21 protein-coding genes are annotated in these 23,317 nt (G+C 71.4%); 12 read left to right on the forward strand and 9 right to left on the reverse strand.

The window, feature by feature from the left end; all coding sequences use genetic code 11:
* A partial coding sequence (locus C1J01_RS50145; RefSeq protein WP_181448992.1) for a hypothetical protein occupies nt 1-912 on the forward strand: 912 nt, incomplete at its 5' end.
* A gap of 21 nt (nt 913-933) precedes the next feature.
* Here C1J01_RS50145 and C1J01_RS27510 read toward each other — a convergent pair.
* Nucleotides 934-2,175 carry a cytochrome P450 gene (locus C1J01_RS27510; protein WP_111181872.1) on the reverse strand — a complete coding sequence of 414 codons (1,242 nt, stop codon included), beginning with the start codon at nt 2,173-2,175 and terminating at the stop codon, nt 934-936.
* A 245-nt stretch (nt 2,176-2,420) separates the two neighbouring features.
* Here C1J01_RS27510 and C1J01_RS27515 point away from each other — a divergent pair, with 245 nt between their 5' ends.
* Nucleotides 2,421-3,437: a methyltransferase gene (locus C1J01_RS27515; RefSeq protein ID WP_111181873.1), complete on the forward strand. Its 1,017-nt coding sequence runs from the start codon at nt 2,421-2,423 to the stop codon at nt 3,435-3,437.
* A gap of 8 nt (nt 3,438-3,445) precedes the next feature.
* Here the strand turns inward: C1J01_RS27515 and C1J01_RS27520 are convergent, their stop codons facing one another.
* Entirely contained in the window at nt 3,446-4,285 is an 840-nt protein-coding gene (locus C1J01_RS27520) for an alpha/beta fold hydrolase (protein WP_111181874.1), read from the reverse strand.
* A 181-nt stretch (nt 4,286-4,466) separates the two neighbouring features.
* On the opposite strand from C1J01_RS27520, the gene C1J01_RS27525 reads away from it, so the two are divergent.
* The 5 genes from C1J01_RS27525 to C1J01_RS50150 all read left to right on the forward strand — a co-directional run bounded on the left by C1J01_RS27525 (nt 4,467) and on the right by C1J01_RS50150 (nt 9,271).
* Nucleotides 4,467-6,002, forward strand: a complete 1,536-nt coding sequence (locus C1J01_RS27525; protein WP_111181875.1) for a long-chain-fatty-acid--CoA ligase — start codon at nt 4,467-4,469, stop codon at nt 6,000-6,002.
* A gap of 78 nt (nt 6,003-6,080) precedes the next feature.
* Nucleotides 6,081-6,623 carry an AAA family ATPase gene (locus C1J01_RS27530; RefSeq protein ID WP_111181876.1) on the forward strand — a complete coding sequence of 181 codons (543 nt, stop codon included), beginning with the start codon at nt 6,081-6,083 and terminating at the stop codon, nt 6,621-6,623.
* A 10-nt stretch (nt 6,624-6,633) separates the two neighbouring features.
* Entirely contained in the window at nt 6,634-7,590 is a 957-nt protein-coding gene (locus tag C1J01_RS27535) for a phosphotransferase enzyme family protein (protein ID WP_111181889.1), read from the forward strand.
* Between the two features lie 139 nt (nt 7,591-7,729).
* Entirely contained in the window at nt 7,730-9,004 is a 1,275-nt protein-coding gene (locus tag C1J01_RS27540; RefSeq protein ID WP_111181877.1) for an extracellular catalytic domain type 1 short-chain-length polyhydroxyalkanoate depolymerase, read from the forward strand.
* Between the two features lie 99 nt (nt 9,005-9,103).
* Nucleotides 9,104-9,271: a hypothetical protein gene (locus C1J01_RS50150; RefSeq protein WP_181448993.1), complete on the forward strand. Its 168-nt coding sequence runs from the start codon at nt 9,104-9,106 to the stop codon at nt 9,269-9,271.
* A 75-nt stretch (nt 9,272-9,346) separates the two neighbouring features.
* Here C1J01_RS50150 and C1J01_RS27545 read toward each other — a convergent pair whose 3' ends face one another.
* The 4 genes from C1J01_RS27545 to C1J01_RS27560 form a co-directional block, all read right to left on the reverse strand.
* The gene (locus C1J01_RS27545; RefSeq protein ID WP_111181878.1) at nt 9,347-10,606 is read right to left on the reverse strand and encodes an SAM-dependent methyltransferase; all 1,260 of its coding nucleotides are present in this window, start codon (nt 10,604-10,606) and stop codon (nt 9,347-9,349) included.
* A gap of 4 nt (nt 10,607-10,610) precedes the next feature.
* Nucleotides 10,611-11,960: an FAD-binding oxidoreductase gene (locus tag C1J01_RS27550; protein ID WP_111181890.1), complete on the reverse strand. Its 1,350-nt coding sequence runs from the start codon at nt 11,958-11,960 to the stop codon at nt 10,611-10,613.
* Nucleotides 11,961-12,086: 126 nt separating this feature from the next.
* Nucleotides 12,087-13,070, reverse strand: coding sequence for an NAD(P)-dependent oxidoreductase (locus C1J01_RS27555; RefSeq protein ID WP_111181879.1), 984 nt, complete (start codon nt 13,068-13,070; stop codon nt 12,087-12,089).
* Nucleotides 13,067-14,632, reverse strand: a complete 1,566-nt coding sequence (locus tag C1J01_RS27560) for a serine/threonine-protein kinase (protein WP_111181880.1) — start codon at nt 14,630-14,632, stop codon at nt 13,067-13,069. Before C1J01_RS27560 ends, C1J01_RS27555 begins: the two co-directional genes overlap by 4 nt.
* A 189-nt stretch (nt 14,633-14,821) precedes the next feature.
* Between C1J01_RS27560 and C1J01_RS27565 the strand changes: the two genes are divergently transcribed.
* Nucleotides 14,822-15,943 carry a CaiB/BaiF CoA transferase family protein gene (locus C1J01_RS27565; RefSeq protein ID WP_111181881.1) on the forward strand — a complete coding sequence of 374 codons (1,122 nt, stop codon included), beginning with the start codon at nt 14,822-14,824 and terminating at the stop codon, nt 15,941-15,943.
* Here C1J01_RS27565 and C1J01_RS27570 read toward each other — a convergent pair.
* Complete coding sequence (locus tag C1J01_RS27570) at nt 15,940-17,154, reverse strand: FAD-dependent monooxygenase (RefSeq protein ID WP_111181882.1); 1,215 nt, start codon at nt 17,152-17,154, stop codon at nt 15,940-15,942. The two genes, C1J01_RS27565 and C1J01_RS27570, sit on opposite strands and share 4 nt — an antisense overlap.
* 81 nt (nt 17,155-17,235) lie before the next feature.
* Between C1J01_RS27570 and C1J01_RS27575 the strand changes: the two genes are divergently transcribed.
* Nucleotides 17,236-17,760, forward strand: a complete 525-nt coding sequence (locus C1J01_RS27575; protein WP_111181883.1) for a TetR/AcrR family transcriptional regulator — start codon at nt 17,236-17,238, stop codon at nt 17,758-17,760.
* A gap of 6 nt (nt 17,761-17,766) precedes the next feature.
* Here C1J01_RS27575 and C1J01_RS27580 read toward each other — a convergent pair whose 3' ends face one another.
* Nucleotides 17,767-18,219, reverse strand: coding sequence for a GyrI-like domain-containing protein (locus C1J01_RS27580; RefSeq protein ID WP_111181884.1), 453 nt, complete (start codon nt 18,217-18,219; stop codon nt 17,767-17,769).
* A gap of 97 nt (nt 18,220-18,316) precedes the next feature.
* On the opposite strand from C1J01_RS27580, the gene C1J01_RS27585 reads away from it, so the two are divergent.
* Nucleotides 18,317-19,756, forward strand: coding sequence for a GuaB1 family IMP dehydrogenase-related protein (locus C1J01_RS27585; protein WP_111181885.1), 1,440 nt, complete (start codon nt 18,317-18,319; stop codon nt 19,754-19,756).
* On the opposite strand, the gene C1J01_RS27590 is transcribed toward C1J01_RS27585, so the two are convergent.
* A complete protein-coding gene (locus tag C1J01_RS27590; RefSeq protein WP_111181886.1) occupies nt 19,757-20,383 on the reverse strand; it encodes an SDR family oxidoreductase in 627 nt (208 codons plus the stop codon).
* A 76-nt stretch (nt 20,384-20,459) separates the two neighbouring features.
* Here C1J01_RS27590 and C1J01_RS27595 point away from each other — a divergent pair, with 76 nt between their 5' ends.
* Nucleotides 20,460-20,834 (forward strand): FKBP-type peptidyl-prolyl cis-trans isomerase, encoded by a 375-nt coding sequence (locus C1J01_RS27595; RefSeq protein ID WP_111181887.1) that lies wholly within the window; start codon nt 20,460-20,462, stop codon nt 20,832-20,834.
* 150 nt (nt 20,835-20,984) lie between these two features.
* Nucleotides 20,985-22,508: an ATP-dependent DNA ligase gene (locus C1J01_RS27600; RefSeq protein ID WP_111181888.1), complete on the forward strand. Its 1,524-nt coding sequence runs from the start codon at nt 20,985-20,987 to the stop codon at nt 22,506-22,508.
* Nucleotides 22,509-23,317 lie beyond the last annotated feature (809 nt).

Here is a 23,317-nt window from a genome sequence, read left to right on the forward strand (position 1 = left end):
GCCGAGAACCAGGGCCCCCGCCCCGGCTCCAACCTGAGCCGCGACCCCTCCGACCCCGAGCACCGCTTCGTGACGGCCGGCCAGATCAGCGGCTCGCGCACCCCGCCGCCCGAACGCCAGCAGGAGCTCTGGAACACCGTCTTCGGCGACAACTACCAGGCCATGGGCGAGCAGGACGTGCTCGACGACGAGGACGGCAAACCCGTCTGGATGTACGCGCTCGGCGGCTCGGTCGCCGTCGCGCTGGTGATCGCGCTGCTGTGGGCGTTCCTGTGGGGTCCGCTGGCGGGGGAGGAGTCGTCGAGCGCCGGCGTCACCGAGCAGGCCCCGTCCGCGCAGCAGGAGGAGAAGCCCCCCGCCACCGCCGCGAAGAAGATCCCCACACTGCCGAAGTACCCCGGCGATCCGTCGCCCGTCGAGGGACGCGTGACCGACGCCGGGGCCGGGATCTCGGTGCCGCGCCTGGGCGGCGAGTGGCAGCTCGACCAGCGCCCCACGGTCAAGGGCACGTACGGCTACGACACCCGCCAGTACGTCCAGGTCGCGCCGGAGCGGTACGCCGTGCTCATGTCGGGACCGCTGCCGCAGCGGCTGGCGGAGTACTACGAACCCGACAACCTGGAGCCGGTGATCAAGCAGGTCGTGCTGAGCGCCCGCGACAACTTCTTCCCGGCGGACAACAAGGTCAAGAAGGTCGCGCAGCAGCCGATCAAGGTGGGCGACCAGGTCGGTCGGCTGATCGCGTACTCGCTGACGTCGAAGACGGAGAAGGCGACGGTCGTGACGATGGCCGTGCCCACCGGCGGGAACATCCCGGCCATCGTCTACATGTCGATCCCGGCGGAGAAGGAGCAGCTCCTGCCCGACATCCGCACGGTGATGAACCAGATCAGGCTCATCTCCCCGGCGTAATGACCGGAGGGCGGCGCCCGGCTAGAACGTGCACTCCAGATGCTTGATGCCGTTGATGAAGCTGGAGTGCAGGCGGTCGGGCGTGCCGCCCTGGATCTGCGGCACCCGGCGCAGCAGCTCGCGGAACATCACCGTGATCTCGCGCCGGGCGAGGTGGGCGCCGAGGCAGAAGTGCGGGCCCGGGCCGCCGAAGCCGACGTGGGGGTTGGGGTGGCGGGTGATGTCGAAGCGCTTGGGGTCGTCGAAGACGCTCTCGTCGCGGTTAGCCGCCCAGTAGAACAGGACCACCTTCTGGCCCTCGCGGTAGAGGTGGCCGTTCATCTCGAAGTCGCGGGTGGCCTTGCGGCGCATGAAGTTGACCGGGGAGGCCAGCCGGACGATCTCCTCCACCGCGGCGGGCGCGCGCCCGTCGATGTCCTCCAGCCAGAGCGCGCGCTGGCCGGGGTTCTCGGTGAGCATGTGCAGGCCGTGGGAGATGGCGTTGCGCGTCGTCTCGTTGCCGGCCACCACCAGCAGGATGAAGAACGAGCCCAGCTCCTGCATGGTCAGCCGCTCGCCGTCGATGTTGGCGTTGACCAGTGACGAGATCAGGTCGTCCGTGGGGTGCTCGGCGCGGTGGGCGGCGAGGTCCTGGACGAGCTGCTGCAGCTCCATGCCGGCGGTGAGCAGCTTCTCGGCGATCTTGTCGAGCTCGCCGCCGGTGTACTCGGGGTCGAAGCCGCCGAGGATGACGTTGGAGCGGTCGAAGACGAACCGGTAGTCACGTTCGGGGATGCCCATCATGTCGCAGATGATCTTCAGGGGCAGGCGTGCGGCGACCTCGGTCACGAAGTCGCAGCCGGGCCCCTTGGCGAGCAGGTCGTCGACGATGGCCGCGGCGGCCACCTCGACGTCGCTCTCGAACTGTTTGATCATCTTGGGCGTGAACGCGCGGGAGACGATCCGGCGCAGGCGGGCGTGACGGGGGTCGTCCATGTTGATCATGGAGCCGAAGTACTCGGCGAACTCCGCCGGCATGTCGGGGATGTTCGTCGCGCCGCCGGCGCCCGAGCTGAAGACGTCGGGGTTGCGGCTGGCCTCGAGTATGTCGGCGTGCTTGACGAGCGCGAAGTAGCCGGGGCCCTTGGGGGCGTAGGCGGCCTCCGGCTCCTCGAAGAAGGCGGGGGTCTCACGCGCGCGGAGCCGGTCGAACGCCTCTTCGCGCTCGCTCATGGGGCCGGCCCAGAAGTCACGGTCCGACAGGTCGAAGTCCAGGGCGCTCATGAGGCCATCATTCGGAAAGCGGCCACTTACGTCAATGGGGTGGACGTACACCGTACGTACGGAAGCGGAAAATGCATGGAATCCGAAGAGCACGGAGCTCTAGGGTGTTCCGCATGACGTTCTTCTACCTGCGTTAGCGACCCCGCCGGCGGGTCGCGGAGATCCCACCGCCGGCGATGCGGGACGGCTGAGCGACCGCCGTCCCGGGTTGCCACGTGGGAGAAGAACAGTTGCACAGTTTTGCCATGGCCAGGTCCGTACGCGGCATCGAGGCCCTGGTGGCCGCCGAGATCCGGGGCTCCGGCCTCGGCGTGGTGCGCGAGACGCGCCATCGGGAGGTGTGGTTCGAGGCCACGCCGGGGGCCGATCTGCTGAGTCTGCGCACGGCCGACGACGTGCTGCTCGCCGCCGCGGTGGTGGACGGCGTCGGCCACGACCGCACCGCGCTGCGCCGGCTGGCCCGCGCGGCGCGCGACCTCGACGCCCGCCTGATCGCCCCGGCCGACGGCGTCCGGGGGCTGGAGGTGTCGGCGTCGTTCGTGGGGCGGCGCACCTACACGAGGTTCGACATCGAGGACGCGGTCGGGGCCGAGCTGGCACGGCCGCTGCGGCTCACCTACCACTCCCGGCGCCAGGGCGGGCGGCCTCCGCACGGATCCATGGCGTGGCGGGTCACGATCGAGGGCGACCGGGCGGTCATCGCGTTGCGGCCCGGCGACCGGCCGCTGCACCGCAGGCCGTACAAGACGGCGTCGGTGCGGGGCACGCTGCATCCGCCGCTGGCCGCCGCGATGGCCCGGCTGGCCCGCCTGGACCAGGCGCGCACGGTCGTGGATCCGTGCTGCGGGGCCGGCACCACGCTGATCGAGGCCGGGCCGTTCGCCGCGGACGCGCGCCTGGCGGGCTTCGACCACGATCCGGCCGCCGTGGCCGCCGCCGCCGCCAACGCCCGCGCCGCCGAGTCACCCGGCCGGCGGTTCGCCTGGGCGGTGGCCGACGGCGGGCGCGTCCCGGTGGCGGACGGGGGCGCGGACCGCGTGCTGGTGAACCCGCCGTGGGGACGCCAGGTGCCCCCTCGGGGGCTGCTCGCCGGGGGCCTGCGCCCGCTGTGGCGGGAGGTGCGGCGGGTCCTGGCCGACGACGGGCTGGCCGTGGCCCTGGTGCACGAGGCGATCCCGCGCGGGTTCGCCGTCGAGGACGTGGTCGAGGTGAGCCTGTCCGGGCAGCACCCGCTGATCGCCGTCCTGCGGCCGGTCCGCTGAGCGGAGGGTCAGGAGGCCGGGCCGAGCCAGTCGAGGATCAGGCGGTTGACCTCGGCGGGCCGTTCCAGGTGCAGGAAGTGGCCCGCGCCGGGCACCAGCTCGACGCGGGAGCCCTCCGGCAGGTGCTCCGGCGCGTTCTCGGCCAGGCCGGCGCCGAGGCAGCCGTCCTGGGCGCCGTGCAGGTAGAGGACGGGTCCCGTGACGTCTGGCCGCACCTCGGGGTGGCGGCCGGAGGGCGGGGTGGTGCCGAGCATGGCCCGGTAGTAGCCGATGGCGGCGCGCAGGTTGGCCGGTTCGCCGATGCTGCGCCGCACGAACGCGAGGTCCTCGGCCGCGTCGTACCCCGGCGACCAGTCCTGCCAGAGCCGTTCGAGGAAGCCGGGCCGGGAGGCCGCCGCCTCCGCCATGGCCGTCTGGAAGAGAAAGATGTAGAAGGACCGCTTGAGCTGGTCGTAGTCGAGGAAGCCGCTCCCCAAGACGCCCGGCGGCGGGACGGCGAGCGTCACGGCCGCGCGGAAGCGCCCGGCCGTGACGTAGACGGGGACGGCGCCCCAGTCGTGCCCGACGACCACGGCGTCGTCGCCACCGCCGAGCTCCTCGTGCAGCGCCCGCAGGTCGGCGGCGAGCGCCGCCTCCTCGTACGCGCCGTCGGCCGGAACCTCGGTCGGCGCGTACCCCCGCATGAAGGGCGCGACCGCCCGGTACCCGCGCTCGGCGAGCTCCGGCATCAGGTACCGCCAGGTGTGCGCGCTGTCGGGAAAGCCGTGCAGGCACAGCGCCAGCGGCCCCTCCCCTACTGCCAGATACGCGAACTCCACCCCATTGGCGTGAACCGTCCTGATCTCCATGCCAGCGAAACCTAGCACTCAGGTCCCTCACAGCTCTCCCCCGAGCTGGGGTAGGCGGACACCTCTGGTAGGCGGCGTCCAGCGGCCTGCACAGGTCTCGGCGAAGCCCGAGACCTACCGGTCGGTATCCCCTTCCTGTAAAGATGTCGCCCAAGCCCGCTCACGACGAGAAAGGCGCATCATGCTCAATCTGTCGATCGTCCTGGAAGACAGCGCCAGGAACACCCCCGACGGCACCGCGATCGTCTTCGGCGACATGCGCCTGCCGTACGCCATGATCGACACGGTGGCCAACCAGGTGGCGAACCTGCTGGTGTCACGCGGGATCGGCAAAGGCGACAAGGTGGCGCTCGTGTGTCCCAACCTGCCGTACTTCCCGTTCGTCTACTTCGGCATCCTGAAGGCGGGCGCGACGGTCGTGCCGCTGAACGTGCTGCTGCAGGCGCGCGAGATCACGTACCACCTCGACGACAGCGACGCCAAGGCGCTGTTCTGCTTCGAGGGCACGCCGGAGCTGCCGCTCGGCGAGCGCGGCAAGGAGGGCTTCGAGGCCGCCCCCGGCTGCGAGCACTTCATCGTGCTGCCCGCGACCCCGCTGGCCACGGAGTCGGCGTACGGCGAGTCGTTCTGGGCGGCGCTGGACGGGATGGCGCCGACGTTCGAGACGGTGCAGACGGCGGCCGACGACACCGCGGTGATCCTCTACACCTCGGGCACCACGGGCCGCCCCAAGGGCGCCGAGCTCACCCACCAGAACATGCTCATGAACGCCCTGGTCAGCGACCGTATGTTCCCCCGCGACGAGCAGAGCGACACCTACCTCGCGGTGCTGCCGCTGTTCCACTCCTTCGGCCAGACCACGGTCATGAACACGGGTTTCCTGCGCGGCGCGACGATCGTGCTCATGCCGCGCTTCGAGCCGGGCGAGGCGCTCGCGCTCATGGTCAAGGAGAAGGTGACGTTCTTCGCGGGCGTGCCCACGATGTACTGGGGCATGTTAACGAAGATCCACGCCGAGGGCGCGGAGGTGCCGTCCACGCTGCGGGTGGCCGTGGCGGGCGGCGCGTCGTCCCCGGTGGAGGTGCTCAAGGACTTCGAGAAGACCTTCGGCGTCGGCATCCTCGAGGGGTACGGCCTGTCGGAGACCGCTCCGGTGGCCAGCTTCAACCACATGGGACGGCCGACGAAGCCGGGCACGATCGGCACCCCGATCTGGGGCGTGGAGATGAAGCTGATCGACTCCGACTGGAAGACGGTCGAGGGCGAGGGCCCGGGCGAGATCGCCATCCGCGGCCACAACATCATGAAGGGCTACTACGGCCGTCCGGAGGCGACGGCCGAGGTCATGCGGGACGGCTGGTTCCGCACCGGCGACATCGCCACGCGCGACACGGACGGCTACTATGCCATCATCGACCGGGCCAAGGACATGATCATCCGCGGCGGCTTCAACGTCTATCCGCGTGAGATCGAAGAGGTCCTGATGACCCACGAGGCCGTGTCGCTGGCCGCCGTCGTCGGCGTCCCGCACGACTCGCACGGCGAGGAGATCAAGGCGTACGTCATCCGCACCCCCGGCTCCGAGATCACCGAGGACGAGCTGATCGCCTGGGCGAGGGAGAACATGGCGGCCTACAAGTACCCCCGCATCGTCGAGTTCCGCGACTCCCTGCCGATGACGGCCACGGGCAAGATCCTCAAGCGCGAGCTGCGGTAGCCGTCCGGCCCGGTCCATCCCCTTGAGAGGCGCGGGTTCGCCCGCGCCTTTCGTCTGCCGTTCTCCCAGGGAGGGACCATGCCGCGTCTCGTCGTCGTCACCGGAGGGCCGGGCTCGGGAAAGAGCACGCTCGTCGGGCAGCTGAGCGCGCTCGGCCACGCCACGCAGCCGGAGGCCGGGCGGGCGATCATCCAGGACCAGGTCGCGATCTCGGGCCGGGCGCTGCCGTGGGCCGACCCGGAGCTGTTCGCCGAGCTGATGCTCGCGTGGGACCTGCGCTCGTACCGCGCGGCCGCCGGCCGGGACACGGTCTTCGACCGCGGGATCGTGGACACGGTCGGCTACCTGCGGATGCTGGGCCGGCCGGTGCCGCCGCACCTGCGCAACGCGGCCCTGACGTTCCGCTACCACCGGCGGGTGTTCGCCGCGCCGCCCTGGCCGGAGATCTACGAGCACGACGCCGAGCGCCGGCAGAGCCTCGGGGAGGCCGAGCGGACGTACGAGGCGGTCGTCGCCGCCTACGCGGAGCACGGCTACGAGGCCGTGACGCTGCCGCGGGCGCCGGTGGCCGAGCTAACCGCCTTCCTCATCGAGGCCGCCGGGCTGGCGCCGGTTCGGTAGCGTGATCGCCATGCGGGACAGACCGGACGATTTCGACGAGGGGCTGCTACGGCCCGCGCTGGCCGCCTGGGGCATCGAGGCGGCCGGGCTCGACTACGCGCCCGTCGGCTTCGGCGACTTCCACTGGATCGCCCGCGACGGCAGGGGGCGGCGCTGGTTCGTCACGGTCGCCGACGTGCGGCGGAAGACGTTCGAGGAGCTCCGGCCGGCCATGGACACCGCGGCGGCCCTGCGCGAGGAGGCGGGGCTGGAGTTCGTCGTGGCCCCGTTGCGCGCCGCCGACGGCTCGACGCTGCGCCGCCTCGACCGCCACCGTTACGCCATGTGCGTGTTCCCGCACGTCGAGGGGATGGCCGGCGACTTCGGCGACGAGCCGGACGCCGCCGCGCGCGGCGCGGTCATCGACCTGCTCGCCGCGCTGCACGCCACCCCGCCGCCGCTGACGACCCCGGCCCGGCCGGTGCGGCTCACGGGCCGGGCGGTGCTGGAGGAGGTGCTGCGGCCGGGCGGCGCCGCGCCGTGGCTCGGCGGCCCGTACGCGGAGCCCGCCCGTGAGCTGGTCGCCGATCACGTGGCGACGCTGCGCCGGCGGCTGGAGGAGTTCGACCGGCTGGCGGGCGCGGACTGGGAGCCGGTGCTCACGCACGGGGAGCCGCATCCGGGCAACGTCCTGCGCGCCGGTGGGCGCCGGCTCCTGGTCGACTGGGACACGGTCGGCATGGCTCCGCCCGAACGCGACCTGTGGCTGGTCGCCCGCGACGACGCCGACCTGGCCCGCTACGCCGCCGCCACGGGCCGCGCGCCCGACACCGCCGCCCTCGTGCTCTACCGCCTGCGCTGGGCCTTGGACGACGTGGCCGAGTTCGTCACCTGGTTCCGCTCGCCGCACGCCCGCACCCCGGACGCCGAGCAGGCGTGGCGCGGCCTCGAAGGGACCCTGCGCGAGCTCGACGTGTTCGTCCAGTAGGTCCGAAAGTTTCACGGTCTCGGCGCGTTCCCCGCCGGCTCAGGCCGCCGGCGCGGCACTTCTCGCAGCGGACCGGTTGCGGTGTCGAAAATTGCTCTGGAGACTCGCAACGTTTCGGCCGCCGCGCGAGAGGATGTCGATGAAGCTGAGGCTGCGAATCGCCGGCGCCCTGATCGCCGCCGCCGCGGTCGTCGTCGCCGGCCTGATGACGGCGCCCCCGGCCGCGTCGGCGCAGCTCACGGAGGTGACCGGCTTCGGCGCCAACCCCACCGGCCTGCGCATGCACCTCTACGTCCCCGACGGTGTCCCGGCCCGCCCCGCCGTGCTGGTGGCCGTCCACCACTGCCCGGGATCGGGGCCCGCGTTCTACTCGGGCACCGAGTTCGCCGCGCTCGCCGACCGCCACAAGTTCATCGTCGTCTACCCGTCGGCGACCAGGAGCGGCTCCTGCTTCGACGTCTCCTCGCCGCAGGCCCTGCGGCACGACGGCGGCGGCGACCCGGTGGGGATCGTGTCGATGGTCCGCTACGTGCAGCAGCGCCACGACGCCGACCCGGCCCGTACGTTCGTCACCGGCGCCTCCTCCGGCGGCATGATGACCAACGTGCTGATCGGCGCCTACCCCGACGTGTTCCGGGCGGGGGCGTCGTTCATGGGGGTGCCGTTCGGCTGCTTCGCCACCTCCGACGGCTCCGGCTGGAACGGCGCATGCGCGAACGGCCAGGTCGTCAGGACGCCGCAGCAGTGGGGCGACCTCGTGCGCGCCGCCCACCCCGGCCACGGCGGGCCGCGCCCGCGCATGCAGATCTGGCACGGCACCGAGGACACCACACTGCGCCACCCGAACTTCGAGGAGCAGGTCAAGCAGTGGACGAACGTCCACGGCCTGACCCGGACGCCGAGCCTCACCGACCGGCCCCAGGCGAACTGGACCAGGACCCGGTACGGCGGCGCCGGCGCCATGCCGCCCGTCGAGGCGATCAGCGTCCAGGGCGCCGGCCACAGCCTGCCGACCGCCGGGATGGCCGCCCGCGTCATCGACTTCTTCGGCCTGTCCGGCGGCGACCCGACCACACCGCCCACCCCGCCGCCCGGTGGCCCGTGCCGGGTGACGTACACGGTGAACAGCTGGAACGCCGGGTTCACGGCCGCCGTGACGATCACGAACACCGGCGGGGCGCCGCTCTCGTCCTGGAGCCTGGCCTTCACCCTGCCGACCGGCCAGACGATCACCTCGACGTGGAACGCCACGGTGACGCCGGCCGCCGGCCAGGTGACCGCCCGGAACGTCGCCTACAACGGCGACGTCGCGCCGGGCGCGTCGGCCGCCTTCGGTTTCCAGGCCACCCACGGCGGCGACACCACCGAACCGTCCGCGTTCGCGCTCGACGGAACCGCCTGCACCGTGACGTGACGGCGCGAATCTCCCTCGGCTTTACCGAATCCCGGTTGCCCGCACACCTGGGGTAGCCCTACGGTCACGGTAAGCAGTCGAACACGCAAAGGAGAGCACGTGGGCAGGCACGCCAAGCCCCACAACCCCAAGGAGCAGCAGCCCGAGCTCAAAGAGGGCTCGGCCGCTGACGAGCGTCACGTCAGCCGCGGCCGGCACGCGAAAGGGAGGAGACCGTGCGCCTCGGCGGGTGAGAAGACCGCGCCGTCACCCGCGTCCGCGGGCTGAGCGACGTCCGGGGGATCAGGACAGCGGCTCACGGGAGCCGCGACGAGCGCGGGCTCCCGGGGGATCGCGATTGCGTCAGGGCCAGTCGCGGGCGGGGCGCAGCGGCACGCCGGAGCGGCCGTTCTGGTCCAGCTTGACGCCCAGCACCTGGTGCAGCTGCACCTTGTTGCGCTCGAAGCCGACGATGCAGCCGGCCATGTAGAGGGCCCACACGCGGGCCGTGCCCATGCCGACCTCCTGCACCGCGTCGTCCCAGTTGGCGTCGAGGTTGTCGCACCAGTGGCGCAGGGTCTTGGCGTAGTGCTCGCGGAGGTTCTCCTCGTGGCGGATCTCGAAGCCGATGTCCTCCATCTGCCGGACCAGCCAGCCGACCGACTCCAGCTCGCCGTCGGGGAAGACGTAGCGGTTGATGAAGCCGCCCTTGTTGAAGGTCTTCTCCTTGCCGGTGGGCCGGGTGATGCAGTGGTTGAGCAGCCGACCGCCGGCCTTGAGCTTGCCGTACAGGAACTGGAAGTACGACGGCACGTTGGCCTTGCCGATGTGCTCGGTGAGGCCGATCGAGCTGACCGCGTCGAAGCCGGTCTCCTGCACGTCGCGGTAGTCCATGAAGCGGACCTCCGCGAGGTCCTCCAGGCCCTCTTCCGCGATCGCCTGCTGCGCCCACTCGGCCTGCTGCTTGCTCAGCGTGACGCCGAGGGCCTTGACGCCGTAGTGCTTGGCGGCGTGGATGACCATGCCGCCCCAGCCGCAGCCGACGTCCAGCAGCCGCATGCCGGGCTGCAGGCCGAGCTTGCGCGCCACCAGGTCGAACTTGGCGAACTGCGCCTCCTCCAGCGTCGACTCCTCGGAGGGGAAGCAGGCGCAGGTGTAGGCCATCGACGGGCCGAGCACCCACCGGTAGAAGCGGTTGGACACGTCGTAGTGGTGGTGGATGGCCTCGGCGTCACGCTGCTTGGCGTGCCGCGAGCCCAGCCGGGCGAGGCTGCTCTGGCGCATCTCCTGCGGTGGCGGCGGCACGCGCATGAGCAGCGGCTTGACGCCCAGGGACCGGACCGCGGCGATCTTCTCGGACGTGGTCAGGTCGTTGGTGGTGATGTTCCACATGCGGTCGAGCAGGGCGTACATGTCACCGTGGACGTCGATGTGCCCGGAGATGTACGCCCTGGCCAGGCCGAGCTCTCCCGGAGCCTGGGCCAGGTAGGCAACGGCGATCGGGGATTTCACCTCGATGGCCAGGTCGGCGCCGTCGGGCCCCGCCTTGCTGCCGTCGTACGCCATGAACGCGACGTTCGCGTCCGTGCCGACGATTTTCTCAAAGATGGTTGCCAGAGCCATCTACTCACCTTCCCCGTACACACTTTTCGTACAGGTCGAGCAGGCGACCATTCGGGTCGTATTCCCGCTTGACCGGCCAGTAGGCGTCGCCGTTGTACAGCTGCCAGAACTGCTCACGGGCGTAGAACGAGGTCGAGTAGAGCGACTTGTGACCGTCGAGATCGTGCACCGCACGCTCGATGAGCCGGTTGTGATAACCGTCGAACTGGCCCCGTGGCAGCGGCACCATTCCCCAGAACCCGAAGTTCACGTAGAGCTTGCCGGGCTCCAGCGGGTAGAGCGGCCAGCGTGAGCCGGCCTTGAGCGGGCACATCCACACCGGGGTCATGCCCACCTTGTCGTGGAAGAACTCGAGGAACTCGGCCCCGCGCTCGACCGGCGTCTCGACGTCCTGGATGACCGACTCCTGCACGGGCTGCCCGCGCCAGCGGTCGATGCGCGCGGTGACCCCGTACTTCCGGTCGAGCGCGACCAGGCGGCGGTAGACGTCGGAGCGCATCCAGCGGCGCGGCATCAGCGAGCGGACGACCGGCTGCTGCACGCCGAAGGCGCGCGAGCACCAGAACCAGTCGGTGTCCCAGCGCCACAGGTAGTCGCGGACGGTCAGCCAGTCGCGGGTGCGTTGCCGGATCGACTGGTAGTAGATGCGCATGCCCGTGTAGTCGGAGACGTAGGGGGCGCGGTCGGCGAAGCGGCCCAGCGTCAGGTACATCTCGCCGGGCTCGAAGAAGACGCCGTCGACGAAGTCGACGCTCTCGCCGTCGTAGACCATGCTCTCGCAGATCTCCTGCATGGCCAGCATGCACTTGCCCGCGTCGGTGAACCTGACGTGGGTCAGGTGCACGTACGGCTGGACCTTGCGCAGCTTGATCCGGATGCGCAGCGCGTAGCCGAGGGTCCCGTAGGAGTTGGGGAAGGCGCGGAAGAGCTCGCGGTGCTCGTTGTCGTCGCGGGCGACGATGACGCGCCCCTCGCCGGTGAGGATCTCGAGCTCCTCGACCGACTCGTGCGGCAGGCCGTCGCGGAAGCTGGTGGACTCGATGCCGAGCCCGGTGACCGCGCCGCCCAGCGTGATCGTCTTGAGCTGCGGCACGACGTACGGCATGAGCCCGTACGGCAGCGTGGCGTCCACCAGGTGCTCGTACGTCGTCATGCCCTGGACCTCGGCGGTCATCGTCTCCGGATCGACGCTGATGACCTCGTCCAGGTCTCTCGCCGACAGCTTGGCCGTCCTGCCTCCGTCGCGGAACCTGAACAGGTTGGACGTGGCCTTGGCCAGACGGGGCGCGGCGTCCCCCGGGATCTCGGCGTAGGACTGCCGGATCTGCTCTACTGCCCGTTGGTGTGTCGACATCGTCGTCACGGAAGCACCCCCTTGAGCTGGTAGAGATCGTCCGTAAGACGTTATCTCCACCCGGCTGCCCGGAACAGACCGGGGTCGTTAAAGACACGAAAACTGTTCATCGTGCCAGGTCGGCGGCTAGATGGCAGCAGTATCCGTAAACTTCCGGCTGACCTGCGGCGATACTCCGTTCACCACGCCGTCGATCGGGCGGCCTTCGACGGCCGCGGCGAGGTTGGCCAGCACGGCGCCGAGGAGACGGCCGGTGACCCCGGATGTGACGCCCGCCACGTGCGGGGAGAGCAGGACCTGCGGAAACTCCATCAGCGGGTCACCGGTCGGCAACGGCTCGACGTCGAACACGTCGAGCGCGGCTCCGCTCAGGTGGCCCTCGCGCAGGGCGGCGAGGAGCCCGTCACGGTCGACGACGGGGCCGCGGGCGGCGTTGACGAGCAGGGAGCCCGGCTTCATGCGGCGGGGATCGACGAGGCCGCGGGTCTCGTCGGACAGCGCGATCGCGACGACCACGACGTCGCTGTCGCCCACCACCGTCTCCAGGCCGGCGAAGCCGGGGTCCTCGCGCGGGGTGCGGGTCCAGTAGGACACCTCGCAGCCCATCGCGCGGAACATGCCGGCGCAGGCGGCGCCGATCGGGCCGTAGCCGACGACGCCGACGCGGCTGCCGTGCAGTTCGCGGGGCCGCAGGCGCTGCTGGGGCCACTCCCCCGCGCGCACGGCGGCGTCGCCCTCGGCCAGCTTGCGCAGCAGCGCCAGCGCGGCGGCCAGGCACCACTCGGCGACGGCGACGGCGCTGACGCCCGGCGTGTTGGCCAGCGGCACCCCGGCCGCCGCCAGGGCGCCGAGGTCGTGGCCGTCGACGCCCACGGACGGCTGCTGCACGAACGCCAGCCGGGGCGCCGCCCGCACCGCCTCGGCGTCCATGACGAGCGCGCCGGTCCAGTCGCCGAGCACGATCTCGGCGTCGGGCAGCGCGGCGAGCAGCGCCTCGCGGTCACGGCGGGCGGGCACGCGTACGGTCACCTTGTCGCCGAGCGGGGCGAGCAGCCGGCGGGCGGCCTCCTCGGGAAGCGGGGGGAGGGCGAGCAGGTTCCAGGGCGTCATGCCCTCACAGTAAAGCTGGTGAGCACCTGCCGCATAAGTGAGCGATTACGCTTCCACTGCGCTTCCGGGACCGTCCACGACAACAGGTACGCGGTGTCGCCGACGGCGACGGCCCGGCGCAGTTCGCGGTAGCGGATGCCCGGGGTGACCCAGGGCTCGCCCGTCTCGGCGCCGGCGGCCGGGGCGGTCCACGAGACCTCCCACTCCACGGCGGTGGTGCCCTGGTGGTCGACGGTCCTGCGGCCGCGGCTGACGATCTGCTCGGCGCTCTGCTCGAGCGTCTCCTCCGCGTCGCGGATGATCTGGTTCACGTCGACGGTGACGTAGATCGCCTGGACGCCGAGGTGGGCGTTGCCGTCGCGGCGGGTCCACTCGGCGTACGCCTCGCCGCGCGCGCCGCGCCAGCCGGCCGGCCGCTTGATCGACCAGCCGTCCCCCGACTTCCACGCCCGCACCGCGGGGGTGACCCGGCCGCGCACCGGGGTCCTGGTCACGGTGGGCGTCGCGCTCGGCGTCGGGGTGGACGGGACGGACGGCGTGGCGGTGGCGGACGGGAGCGGGCTGCTCGCCGCGGCGGGCTGCGCGCTCCGCGGCGCCCCCTCGGCCGGGGAGGCGGTCCTGAAGTAGGCGACCGTGCCGCCCGTCAGCACCAGCACCACCGTCGCCGCGGCGGCCAGCAGCGCCCGGCCGGGCCCCGAGCCCTGCTTGCGTTCGGGCACGTCGTGGTCGGCGTACGCGGGCTTGGCGGCGATGATGGCCGCCAGCAGCCGGTCGGCCTCCTCGGCGTCCACCCGGTCCTGGGGCTCCTTGCGCAGCAGCCCGCGCAGGATCGGGTGCATGATCGGCGGGATCCTGCGGTAGTCGGGCTCCTCGTTGAGCAGCGCGTTGAGCGTGGCCATGGGGTCGCCGCGCTCGAAGGGCGAGCGGCCGACCATGCAGGCGTACAGCGTGGCACCCAGCGACCACAGGTCGGACGGAGGCCCCGCGTCGTCGGCCCTGACACGTTCCGGGGCCAGGAAGCTGGGCGAGCCGGTGACCATGCCCGTACGGGTGAGGGAGGAATCGCCCTCGGCGGTCGCGATGCCGAAGTCGGTGAGCACGGCGCGGCCGTCGTCCGCGAGCAGGATGTTGCTCGGCTTGACGTCGCGGTGCAGGATCCCGGCGGCGTGCGCGGCCTTCAGCGCCGACAGCACCTGGCGGCCCACCTCGGCCGCCTCCCGCACTGGGAGCGCTCCCGAGCTCGCCACGACCTGCTCGGCCGACGGGTACGGCAGCAGCTCCATCACGACCCACGGCCGGCCACCGTCCTCGACGACGTCGTAGATCGCGACGACGGAGGGGTGGCTGAGCTTGGCCGCGGTGCGGGCCTCGCGGACGGTGCGCACCATCTGGGCCTCCCGGTCGCCCGGCGGAAGCCCGTCGGGCAGGAGCACCTCCTTGATGGCCACCTGCCGGTTCAGCAGTGTGTCGTGGCCCTCCCAGACCACGCCCATCCCCCCGCGGCCCAGTTCGCGCAGTAACTGGTAGCGCCCTGCGATGAGCCGGTTGCTATCCGAAACCATGTCCTACCCCTGTAGTGGCGCAAGCGCCTGCTGCAGACAGCCGCTGTACGGAGTTGTCCGGAGACCACCCGAACAGTGGGCAAGTTTCCCATACCTCCCAGCTCTTCGCGGGAAGGTCGGCAAGCCCGCTTGCACGAGATCACCGAATGTTGTTCTACTGGAGCCGGGTCCACACGCTAGGAGAGGCCGATGCCCGAGGTTCGCCGAGGTCCGCTGTCCGGAGTCCGCGTGCTGGAGCTCGCGGGGCTCGCCCCGGGGCCGTTCGCCGGGATGATGCTGGCCGACCACGGTGCGGAGGTGCTGCGGGTCGACCGCGTCAAGGCGGTCTCCGACCGGCCGCGCACGGACGTCATGGACCGGGGCAAGCGCACCGTCGGGCTCGACCTGAAGGCGCCCGAGGGCGTGGCGGCGTTCAAGGAGCTGGTACGGCACGCCGACGTGGTGATCGAGGTGTTCCGCCCCGGCGTGGCCGAGCGGCTCGGCATCGGCCCGGACGACCTGCACGCCGTCAACGAACGGCTGATCTACGGGCGCATGACCGGCTGGGGGCAGGACGGGCCGCTCGCGCCGACGGCCGGGCACGACATCGACTACATCGCGGTCTCCGGCGTGCTGTCGCTGCTGGGCCGCGAGGGCGGCAAGCCGACGCCGCCGATCAACATCCTCGGTGACTTCGCCGGGGGCGGCCTCATGCTCGCCTACGGCGTGCTGCTGGCCCTGTTCGAGCGGGAGCGCACCGGCAAGGGACGGGTGATCGACGCGGCCATGGTGGACGGCGCGGCGGTCCTGTTCTCGATGTTCTACCAGGGGGTGCAGACCGGCTTCTGGGGCCCGCGCGGCACGAACCTGCTCGACACCGGCGCCCCGCAGTACGACACCTACGAGACGGCCGACGGCGAGTACGTCGCCGTGGGAGCGCTGGAGCCGCAGTTCTGGGAGGAGATGATCTCCCGCATGGGCCTGACCGGCCTGCCCGACCGCAACGACACGTCACAGTGGCCGGCGCTGAAGGCCCGCCTGGCCGAGGAGTTCGGCAGGCGCACGCGGGCCGAGTGGGAGGCGGTGTTCGAAGGGTCGGACGCCTGCGTCTCGCCCGTGCTGTCCATGACCGAGGCCGCCGCCCACCCGCACAACGTCGCCCGCGGCACGTTCCTCCGGATAGGCGAGGTGACGCATCCGGCGCCGGCGCCGCGCCTGCTCGGCGTCCCGGCGCAGGACCTCGCGCCCGCCACCCGCCTGAGCGACCTGTCCGGCTGGGGGCTGTCGCAGGAGCAGGCCGACAAGCTGCGCGGCCAGGGCGTTCTGGCCTAACCCACCCGGCTGACGGCCGAGTAGTCCTTCACCGGGAAGGAGTCGTGCACGCTCGCGCTCCTGGTGCCGAGCTTCATGGCCGCGGTGGCCAGCCCGGCCGGCAGGCGGCTGATCAGGCGCAGGGCCTGCGTCATGCCCCACAGGGCAAAGGGGGTGTCCGGCACGAGCTTGCGCGCCATGTCGACGGCGAACGCGCGGCTGCGGCGGACGTAGTCGGCGATCTCCGCCTCGTAGGCGGGGAAGGCGCGCGTGTGGTCGCCGCCGTACGCGGCCAGCTCGCCCGCCAGCACGTACGCGCCGACCACCGCGAGGCTGGTGCCGCCGCCGAGGGCCGGTCCGGGGCTGTAGCCGGCGTCGCCGACGAGCGTCACCCGCCCGCGTGACCAGCTGTCGAGGCGGAGCTGGGTGATCGAGTCGAAGTAGAACGCCGGCGAGCGCTCCGCCTCGTCGAGCAGCCTCGGCACCTCCCACCCGAGGCCGGCGAACCGCTCGCGGAGGATCTCCTTCTGCCGGGGGACGTCACGGTGGTGGTAGTCGAGCTCCGCCGGCGTCTTGAACAGGAAGAGCGCCCGCGCGTCGTCCATGTGGGCGGCGGAGTAGACCCCCGCCAGCCTGCCCGCGGCCCTGATGGCCTCCAGGCGGCGGTCGAGCCCGAGGTGGTTCGGCACGGATGCGACGGCCAGGTAGGCGCCGATCCAGGTGGTGAAGCCGGACTCGGGGCCGAAGACCAGGCGGCGCACGTTGGAGTGCAGCCCGTCCGCGCCGGCCACCAGGTCGAACCGCTCCTCCCGGCCGCCGTCGAAGACCACCTCCCCGTCGTCGGAGATCGAGGCGATGGAGTCGCCGAAGACGTACTCGACGTCGTGGCGGGTGGCCTCGTAGAAGATCTCGCTGAGGTCGTCGCGCATGATCTCGACGTGCCGGTCGGAGACGGCGGCCGCGACGTCGGGCATCTTCAGCTCCACCGGCCTGGGGTCGCCGTCCCGGTGCGCCACCAGCGACCGCGTGCCGGTGTCCCTGGCCGAGATCCGCTCCAGCACGCCCATCCGCCCGGCGATCTCCATGGCCGGCCTGAACAGGTCGACCGCGTGCCCGCCCGTCTTCCTGAGCGTCGGCGACCGCTCCACCACGGTGACGGTGAACCCGTATCGGTTGAGCCAGTACGCGAGGACCGGCCCCGCGACGCTCGCTCCGGAGATGAGAACCTTCATGCCGCCTCCTTACCTTCCGTTAAGTAAGGACGGTAGCACGAGCGACTTACTTAACGGAAGGTAAGGGATAGTCTTGGGCGCATGTCCAGCGACACCAAGGCACGCATCCAGGCGGTGGCCCGGGAGCTCTTCGCCCAGCAGGGCGTGCAGAACACCAGCCTGCGCCAGATCTCCGAACGGCTGGGCATCACCAAGCCGGCGCTCTACTACCACTTCGCCTCACGCGACGACCTGGTGCGCAGCATCGTGCAGCCGATGGTCGACGACTGCGAGCGGTTCGTGAACGCGTGCGAGCCGGGCGTCGAGACCCGGCGCCTGCTCGAGGACTACTTCGACGTCATCTGGAAGCACCGCGAGATCATCGTCATGGTGGTGCGGGAGATGTCCACGCTGGCCTATCTCGACCTGGGGCGGCGCATGTTCGAGTGGCGGCGCGCGCTGATCGGCCTGCTGATCGGCCCCGAGCCCACCCGGGAGGGGCAGATCAGGGCAACGGTGGCGCTCGGCGGGCTGGCGGACTGCACGGTGGAGTACGCGCACCTGCCGCTGGAGCAGGTCAAGCCGGCGGCCGTCGAAGCGGCGGCCGCCGCGCTCGGCCTCACGTGAGGCGGGTCAGACCGCCACGTACAGATCGACACCGCCCGGGTGGTGCACCTCCAGGTCGGTGGTGAAGGCGCGCGACGGCGCGCCGCCCGACTCGCTGTGGTTCACCACCTGCTGCCAGGCGTCCGTCAGCGCCTGCGGCATCGGCCCGCGCACCTCCAGGCGCAACACCTGACCGGCCGGGACGCGGACGGCCACCATGCCCTCCGGCAGCCGCGGCACCGTGCGCACGCCCGTGCCGACGATCTGCGTGAACGCGCCGTTGTGGTCGCTCTCGTAGTCCGTGAGGACGGCGTAGAGGTTCTCGTCCACCCGATTCGGCACATGCGCGAAAGCCCCCGGCGCGCCGGCGCGCTGCCACAACACCGGCAATTTCGCCCGCGCCGGGTCCTTTTCCTCGACATTGGTGGTGCGTACGGCGAACCCGACCACGATCAACTCGGCCCGTTCGGTGACCTCCACAAGCACTCCCCTCGCCCAAAAGCGTCCCGGCCGATCATAAGCCCCCGAGAAAGGGGGAAACTCCTTGTTGACGTACCGGCACATAAGATGGGCGAACGTGAAGTTTCTTAACGACCTCGAGCCCCATTACGACCTGACCTATAGCGACGTGTTCATGGTCCCGTCGCGTTCGTCGGTCGGTTCCCGGCTCGCAGTCGACCTTTCGACGAACGACGGCACGGGCACCACCATCCCGATCGTGGTGGCCAACATGACCGCGGTCGCCGGCCGGCGCATGGCCGAGACCGTGGCGCGGCGGGGCGGCATCGCCGTCATCCCGCAGGACATTCCGCTCGATGTCGTCACCGACGTCGTCGACTGGGTCAAGAAACGCGACCTCGTCCACGACACCCCGCTGACCCTGACCCCGCACGCGACCGTCGGCGAGGCCCTGCAGCTGCTGCCCAAGCGCTCGCACGGCGCGGTCGTCGTCGTCGACTGGGAGAACCGTCCCGTCGGCGTCGTGACCGAGGCCGACTGCCAGGGCGTGGACATGTTCACGCAGCTGTCCAACGTCATGTCCAGCGAACTGCTCACGCTGCCCGCCGGGCTCGACCCGCGCGGCGCCTTCGAGCGGCTGCACGAGGGCCGCCACCGGCTCGCGCCCATCGTGGACGGCGACGGGCGCCTGGTCGGCATCCTCACCCGTACGGGCGCGCTGCGCGCCACGCTCTACCAGCCGGCCGTCGACGGGCAGGGCCGGCTGCGCATCGGAGCCGCCGTCGGCGTGAACGGCGACGTCGTCTCCAAGGCCAAGGAACTGCTCGACGCGGGCATCGACTGCCTGGTCGTGGACACCGCCCACGGCCACCAGGAGAAGATGATCTCCACGCTCCGCGCCGTCAAGGCGCTCGACCCCGGCGTGCCGGTCGCGGCCGGCAACGTGGTCACCGCCGCCGGCGTGCGCGACCTGGTGGACGCCGGGGCCGACATCGTCAAGGTCGGCGTCGGGCCGGGCGCGATGTGCACCACGCGGATGATGACGGGCGTGGGGCGGCCGCAGTTCTCGGCGGTCCTGGAGTGCGCGGCCGAGGCGCGGCGCCTGGGCCGGCACGCGTGGGCCGACGGCGGCGTGCGCCACCCGCGCGACGTCGCGCTCGCGCTGGCCGCCGGGGCGTCCAACGTGATGATCGGCTCGTGGTTCGCGGGCACATACGAGTCGCCCGGCGACACCCACACCGACGCGAACGGCCGCAAGTACAAGGAGAACTTCGGCATGGCCTCCGCGCGGGCCGTGCGCCTGCGGACGGCCGACGACTCGGCGTTCGAGCGGGCCAGGAAGGCGTTGTTCGAGGAGGGGATCTCGACGTCCCGGATGTACCTCGATCCGAAGCGGCCGAGCGTCGAGGACCAGATCGACGCCATCGTCGCGGGTCTGCGTTCGTCGTGCACGTACGCGGGGGCGGCCGACCTGGAGGAGTTCCACGACAAGGCGATCGTGGGCGTGCAGAGCTCGTCGGGCTACGCGGAGGGCATGCCGCTGCACCAGAGCTGGTGATCAGGGCGAGGCGGGGCGTGCGTCCACGCGCACCGTCGTCCCCGTCACGTCTCCGGCCAGGTCTCCCGCCAGGAACACCGCCGCACCGCACAGGCTCTCGTCGTGTGTGCGCGGGGTGATGGCGTTCACCCGGATGCCACGGGGGGCCAGGTCGGCGGCGAGCGTCCGCGTCAGGCTCTCCAGCGCGGCCCTCATCGCCGCGCGCACCGGCGCCACCGTCTCCGGCGGGACCACGGTGACGATCGACGCGCCCGGGCGCATCAGTGGGAGCATTGTCCGGATCATCCCGGTCACCTGCGTGAACTGCCGCTCGACGAGGAGCCGCTCATCGCGCGGCGAGACGTCCTCGAACCCCTCCCCCGAAGCGCCCGCGACGTCCTGGTTGACGACCAGCACGTCCACGCGGCCCCACCGCTCGCGTACGGCCTGCGCGAACACCTCCACCGCCACCTGGTCGCCCACGGTCATCGCCAGCTCGCCGCGCGGCTTGTCGCGGTCGCAGGCGGCGACGTGCGCCCCGAACGCCGCGAACGTCTCCACGATCGCCGGCCCCGCTCCCCTGGCCGCCCCGGCGACGACGGCCACGCGGCCGGTGAGCAGGATCGTGTCGGGAGAAAGGGCGGCCATGGACGATGACGATAGCCCGACCGCATAGAGTCGTCGGGTCATTCGCATCGTCAACAATCGCAACAGGAGCACTTTCGTGGCACTCGAGAAGCCCGAGATCGACTTCCCCGGCGGCAACCCGCCCGCGGACCTCGAGATCGAGGACCTGACCGTGGGCGACGGCCCCGAGGCCAAGCCCGGCCAGAACGTACGCGTCCACTACGTGGGCGTCTCGTTCTCCACCGGGGAGGAGTTCGACGCGTCGTGGAACCGCGGCCAGGCGTTCGAGTTCCCGCTGGGCGCCGGGCGCGTCATCGGGGGCTGGGACCAGGGGGTCGTGGGCATGAAGGTCGGCGGCCGCCGCAAGCTCGTCATCCCGCCGCACCTCGGCTACGGCACCCGCGGCGCCCCGCCCCGCATCAAGCCGAACGAGACGCTGATCTTCGTCGTCGACCTTCTCGGCGTCAGCTGACGATCCGGCGCAGCGCGGGACACTCCGGCCCCTGAGCCCCTCACGGCTCTCCGGCCGGGCTGTCCCCCTTTTATCCCTTCGACGGACACACGCAGGAGATATGCCGATTTCGGTTGGGGAAATGTCGCCTGCGTGAGGCACCATAGGCGTGTGCTTCTGATCGACGTGGTCCGGGTGTCCGAGGCGGTGACGCGCACGTCCGCCAGGTTGGGCAAGATCGGCCATCTGGCGGAGCTGCTGGGCCGGGTCGGCCCGGAGGAGGCGGAGATCGCCATCTCCTACCTCTCGGGCGAGCTGCCCCAGCGGCAGGTCGGCGTCGGCTGGCGCACGCTGGAGGACCTCCCGCAGCCCAAGCTGGCCGCCACCGCCACGCTGATCCAGGTCGACGAGCTGCTGAGCCGCATCAAGGCGGTGTCGGGGCAGGGCTCGCAGGCGGCGCGCAAGGCGCTGGTGGCGGAGTTGTTCGCCGGGCTGACGAGCCAGGAGCAGCAGTTCATGCGCCGGCTGCTCCACGGCGAGCTGCGGCAGGGCGCGCTCGACGGCGTCATGATCGAAGCGGTGGCCAAGGCGTCCGGGGCGCCGTCGGCCGACGTGCGCCGCGCGCTCACGCTGCGCGGCTGGCTGCCGGCCGTCGGGGCGGCCGCGCTGACGGGCGGGGTCGAGGCGCTGCGGGCGTTCCGGCTGGAGGTGGGCCGGGCGGTCTCGCCCATGCTGGCGGGCAGCGCGCCCAACGTGGCCGCCGCGCTGGAGAAGGCCGGCGCTCCGGCGGCGCTGGAGTGGAAGCTCGACGGCATCCGCGTGCAGGCCCACCGCTCCGGCTCGCAGGTCACGGTCTTCAGCCGTACGCTCGACGACATCACCGCGCAGGTTCCCGAGCTGGTCGAGGCGGTGCTGGAGATGCCGTCCGCCGATCTGGTGCTCGACGGCGAGGTGATCGCCCTGCGGCCCGACGGCCGGCCGCACGCGTTCCAGGTGACGGCGAGCCGCGTCTCCAGCAAGACCGACGTGGCCCGGCTGCGTGACAAGACGCCGCTGAGCGTGTTCTTCTTCGACGCCCTGCGGATCGACGGCGCCGACCTGCTCGACCTGCCCTACGCCCAGCGTCAGGAGGCGCTGGCCCGTACGGTCCGGCAGGGGCTGCTGACGCCCCGCCTGGTGACGGGCGACGTGGCCGAGGCGGAGCGGTTCTTCACCGACGTGGTCAAGGCGGGCCACGAGGGCCTGGTGGTCAAGTCGCTGGCGTCCCCGTACGCGGCGGGCAGGCGCGGCGCCGGCTGGATCAAGGTCAAGCCGCGCCACACGCTCGACCTGGTGGTCCTGGCGGCCGAGTGGGGCCACGGCCGCCGCGAGGGCAAGCTGTCCAACCTCCACCTCGGGGCGCGCGATCCCGAGGGCGGGTTCGTGATGCTCGGCAAGACGTTCAAGGGGTTGACCGACGAGCTGCTGGCGTGGCAGACCGAGCGCTTCCTCGAGCTCGCCGAGGGCCCCACCGACCAGTGGACCGTCAAGCTGCGGCCCGAGCTGGTGGTGGAGATCGCGTTCGACGGGGTGCAACGCTCGCCCCGCTACCCGGGCGGGATGGCGCTGCGCTTCGCCCGCGTCCTCCGCTACCGCCCCGACAAGCGCGTGGAAGACGCCGACACCGTGGACACCGTCCGCTCCCTGATGCTCTGACCAGGCCACCACCCGGCACCATCGCCGTCCCCGCTACGCCGTCCCTGAGGCATGCGCTGCCAGCCGTAGCCCCCGAAACACCCCAGCGAGGCAGAAGCGCAACACCGTCGTCGCCTCCCACAACGCCACCGACGACCCAAGCCTCGCCCTCGTACCCACGAGCGGACCCGCTCCGCCGCTCCATCCGAACGAGACGCGCGTAAGCCCTTCCGGACCCCCAGGCGGGCCTACGAACCCTGGGCGTACATGCCAAGCGATCCACCAGCGGAAACGAAGCAAGCGCCCGCAACTGGACCAGCAACGCCAGCCCGTTTCAGCCGATCAAGGCCGCGCAGCAGGCCGCGGAAGGTCCGACTCCAGCAACGAGCCCTTGATCACCCGAACACGCCGCCGGACGCACAACAACTAATGCCGACGCCACCAACCCCCGCGCAGCTCGGCGTGAACCCACACCCAGTCCTGCCACATCCGGCGTGATATTCGCGCCATCGCAGACCACATCGCCCCACCGAGCCACGGCGTGAACGCACAGTTCAGGCCGACATCACGCCACCTCCGGCATCAAGGTGGACCAGATCCCCAAGGTCACCTCACGCAATGCGATACCACGCCACCACACACCGTGCTGCGGTGCGGGGTTGACCTGTGAGGGGTAGCCACACCCCAGCCCGGCGCCGCCCTCGCGCTCCCCGCACCATCCCGGCAGCACAGCAACCACCAGCACCCCCAGTACGCACGGCCCCACACCGCCTCACGCCACACCCGGACCAGCGCACACCCGGAGCAGCCCACACCGGACCATGCCCGCC

It is taken from the genome of Nonomuraea aridisoli, assembly GCF_003236395.1.
GTDB classification, from domain to species: Bacteria; Actinomycetota; Actinomycetes; order Streptosporangiales; family Streptosporangiaceae; genus Nonomuraea; species Nonomuraea aridisoli.

What these genes read in the sequence shown, in the direction of transcription:
- C1J01_RS27510 (WP_111181872.1), bottom strand. Translation starts at nt 2,175, where the DNA reads ATGAGCGCCCTGGACTTCGACCTGTCGGACCGTGACTTCTGGGCCGGC.
- C1J01_RS27515 (WP_111181873.1), top strand. Translation starts at nt 2,421, where the DNA reads ATGGCCAGGTCCGTACGCGGCATCGAGGCCCTGGTGGCCGCCGAGATC.
- C1J01_RS27520 (WP_111181874.1), bottom strand. Translation starts at nt 4,285, where the DNA reads ATGGAGATCAGGACGGTTCACGCCAATGGGGTGGAGTTCGCGTATCTG.
- C1J01_RS27525 (WP_111181875.1), top strand. Translation starts at nt 4,467, where the DNA reads ATGCTCAATCTGTCGATCGTCCTGGAAGACAGCGCCAGGAACACCCCC.
- C1J01_RS27530 (WP_111181876.1), top strand. Translation starts at nt 6,081, where the DNA reads ATGCCGCGTCTCGTCGTCGTCACCGGAGGGCCGGGCTCGGGAAAGAGC.
- C1J01_RS27535 (WP_111181889.1), top strand. Translation starts at nt 6,634, where the DNA reads ATGCGGGACAGACCGGACGATTTCGACGAGGGGCTGCTACGGCCCGCG.
- C1J01_RS27540 (WP_111181877.1), top strand. Translation starts at nt 7,730, where the DNA reads ATGAAGCTGAGGCTGCGAATCGCCGGCGCCCTGATCGCCGCCGCCGCG.
- C1J01_RS27545 (WP_111181878.1), bottom strand. Translation starts at nt 10,606, where the DNA reads ATGGCTCTGGCAACCATCTTTGAGAAAATCGTCGGCACGGACGCGAAC.
- C1J01_RS27550 (WP_111181890.1), bottom strand. Translation starts at nt 11,960, where the DNA reads ATGTCGACACACCAACGGGCAGTAGAGCAGATCCGGCAGTCCTACGCC.
- C1J01_RS27555 (WP_111181879.1), bottom strand. Translation starts at nt 13,070, where the DNA reads ATGACGCCCTGGAACCTGCTCGCCCTCCCCCCGCTTCCCGAGGAGGCC.
- C1J01_RS27560 (WP_111181880.1), bottom strand. Translation starts at nt 14,632, where the DNA reads ATGGTTTCGGATAGCAACCGGCTCATCGCAGGGCGCTACCAGTTACTG.
- C1J01_RS27565 (WP_111181881.1), top strand. Translation starts at nt 14,822, where the DNA reads ATGCCCGAGGTTCGCCGAGGTCCGCTGTCCGGAGTCCGCGTGCTGGAG.
- C1J01_RS27570 (WP_111181882.1), bottom strand. Translation starts at nt 17,154, where the DNA reads ATGAAGGTTCTCATCTCCGGAGCGAGCGTCGCGGGGCCGGTCCTCGCG.
- C1J01_RS27575 (WP_111181883.1), top strand. Translation starts at nt 17,236, where the DNA reads ATGTCCAGCGACACCAAGGCACGCATCCAGGCGGTGGCCCGGGAGCTC.
- C1J01_RS27590 (WP_111181886.1), bottom strand. Translation starts at nt 20,383, where the DNA reads ATGGCCGCCCTTTCTCCCGACACGATCCTGCTCACCGGCCGCGTGGCC.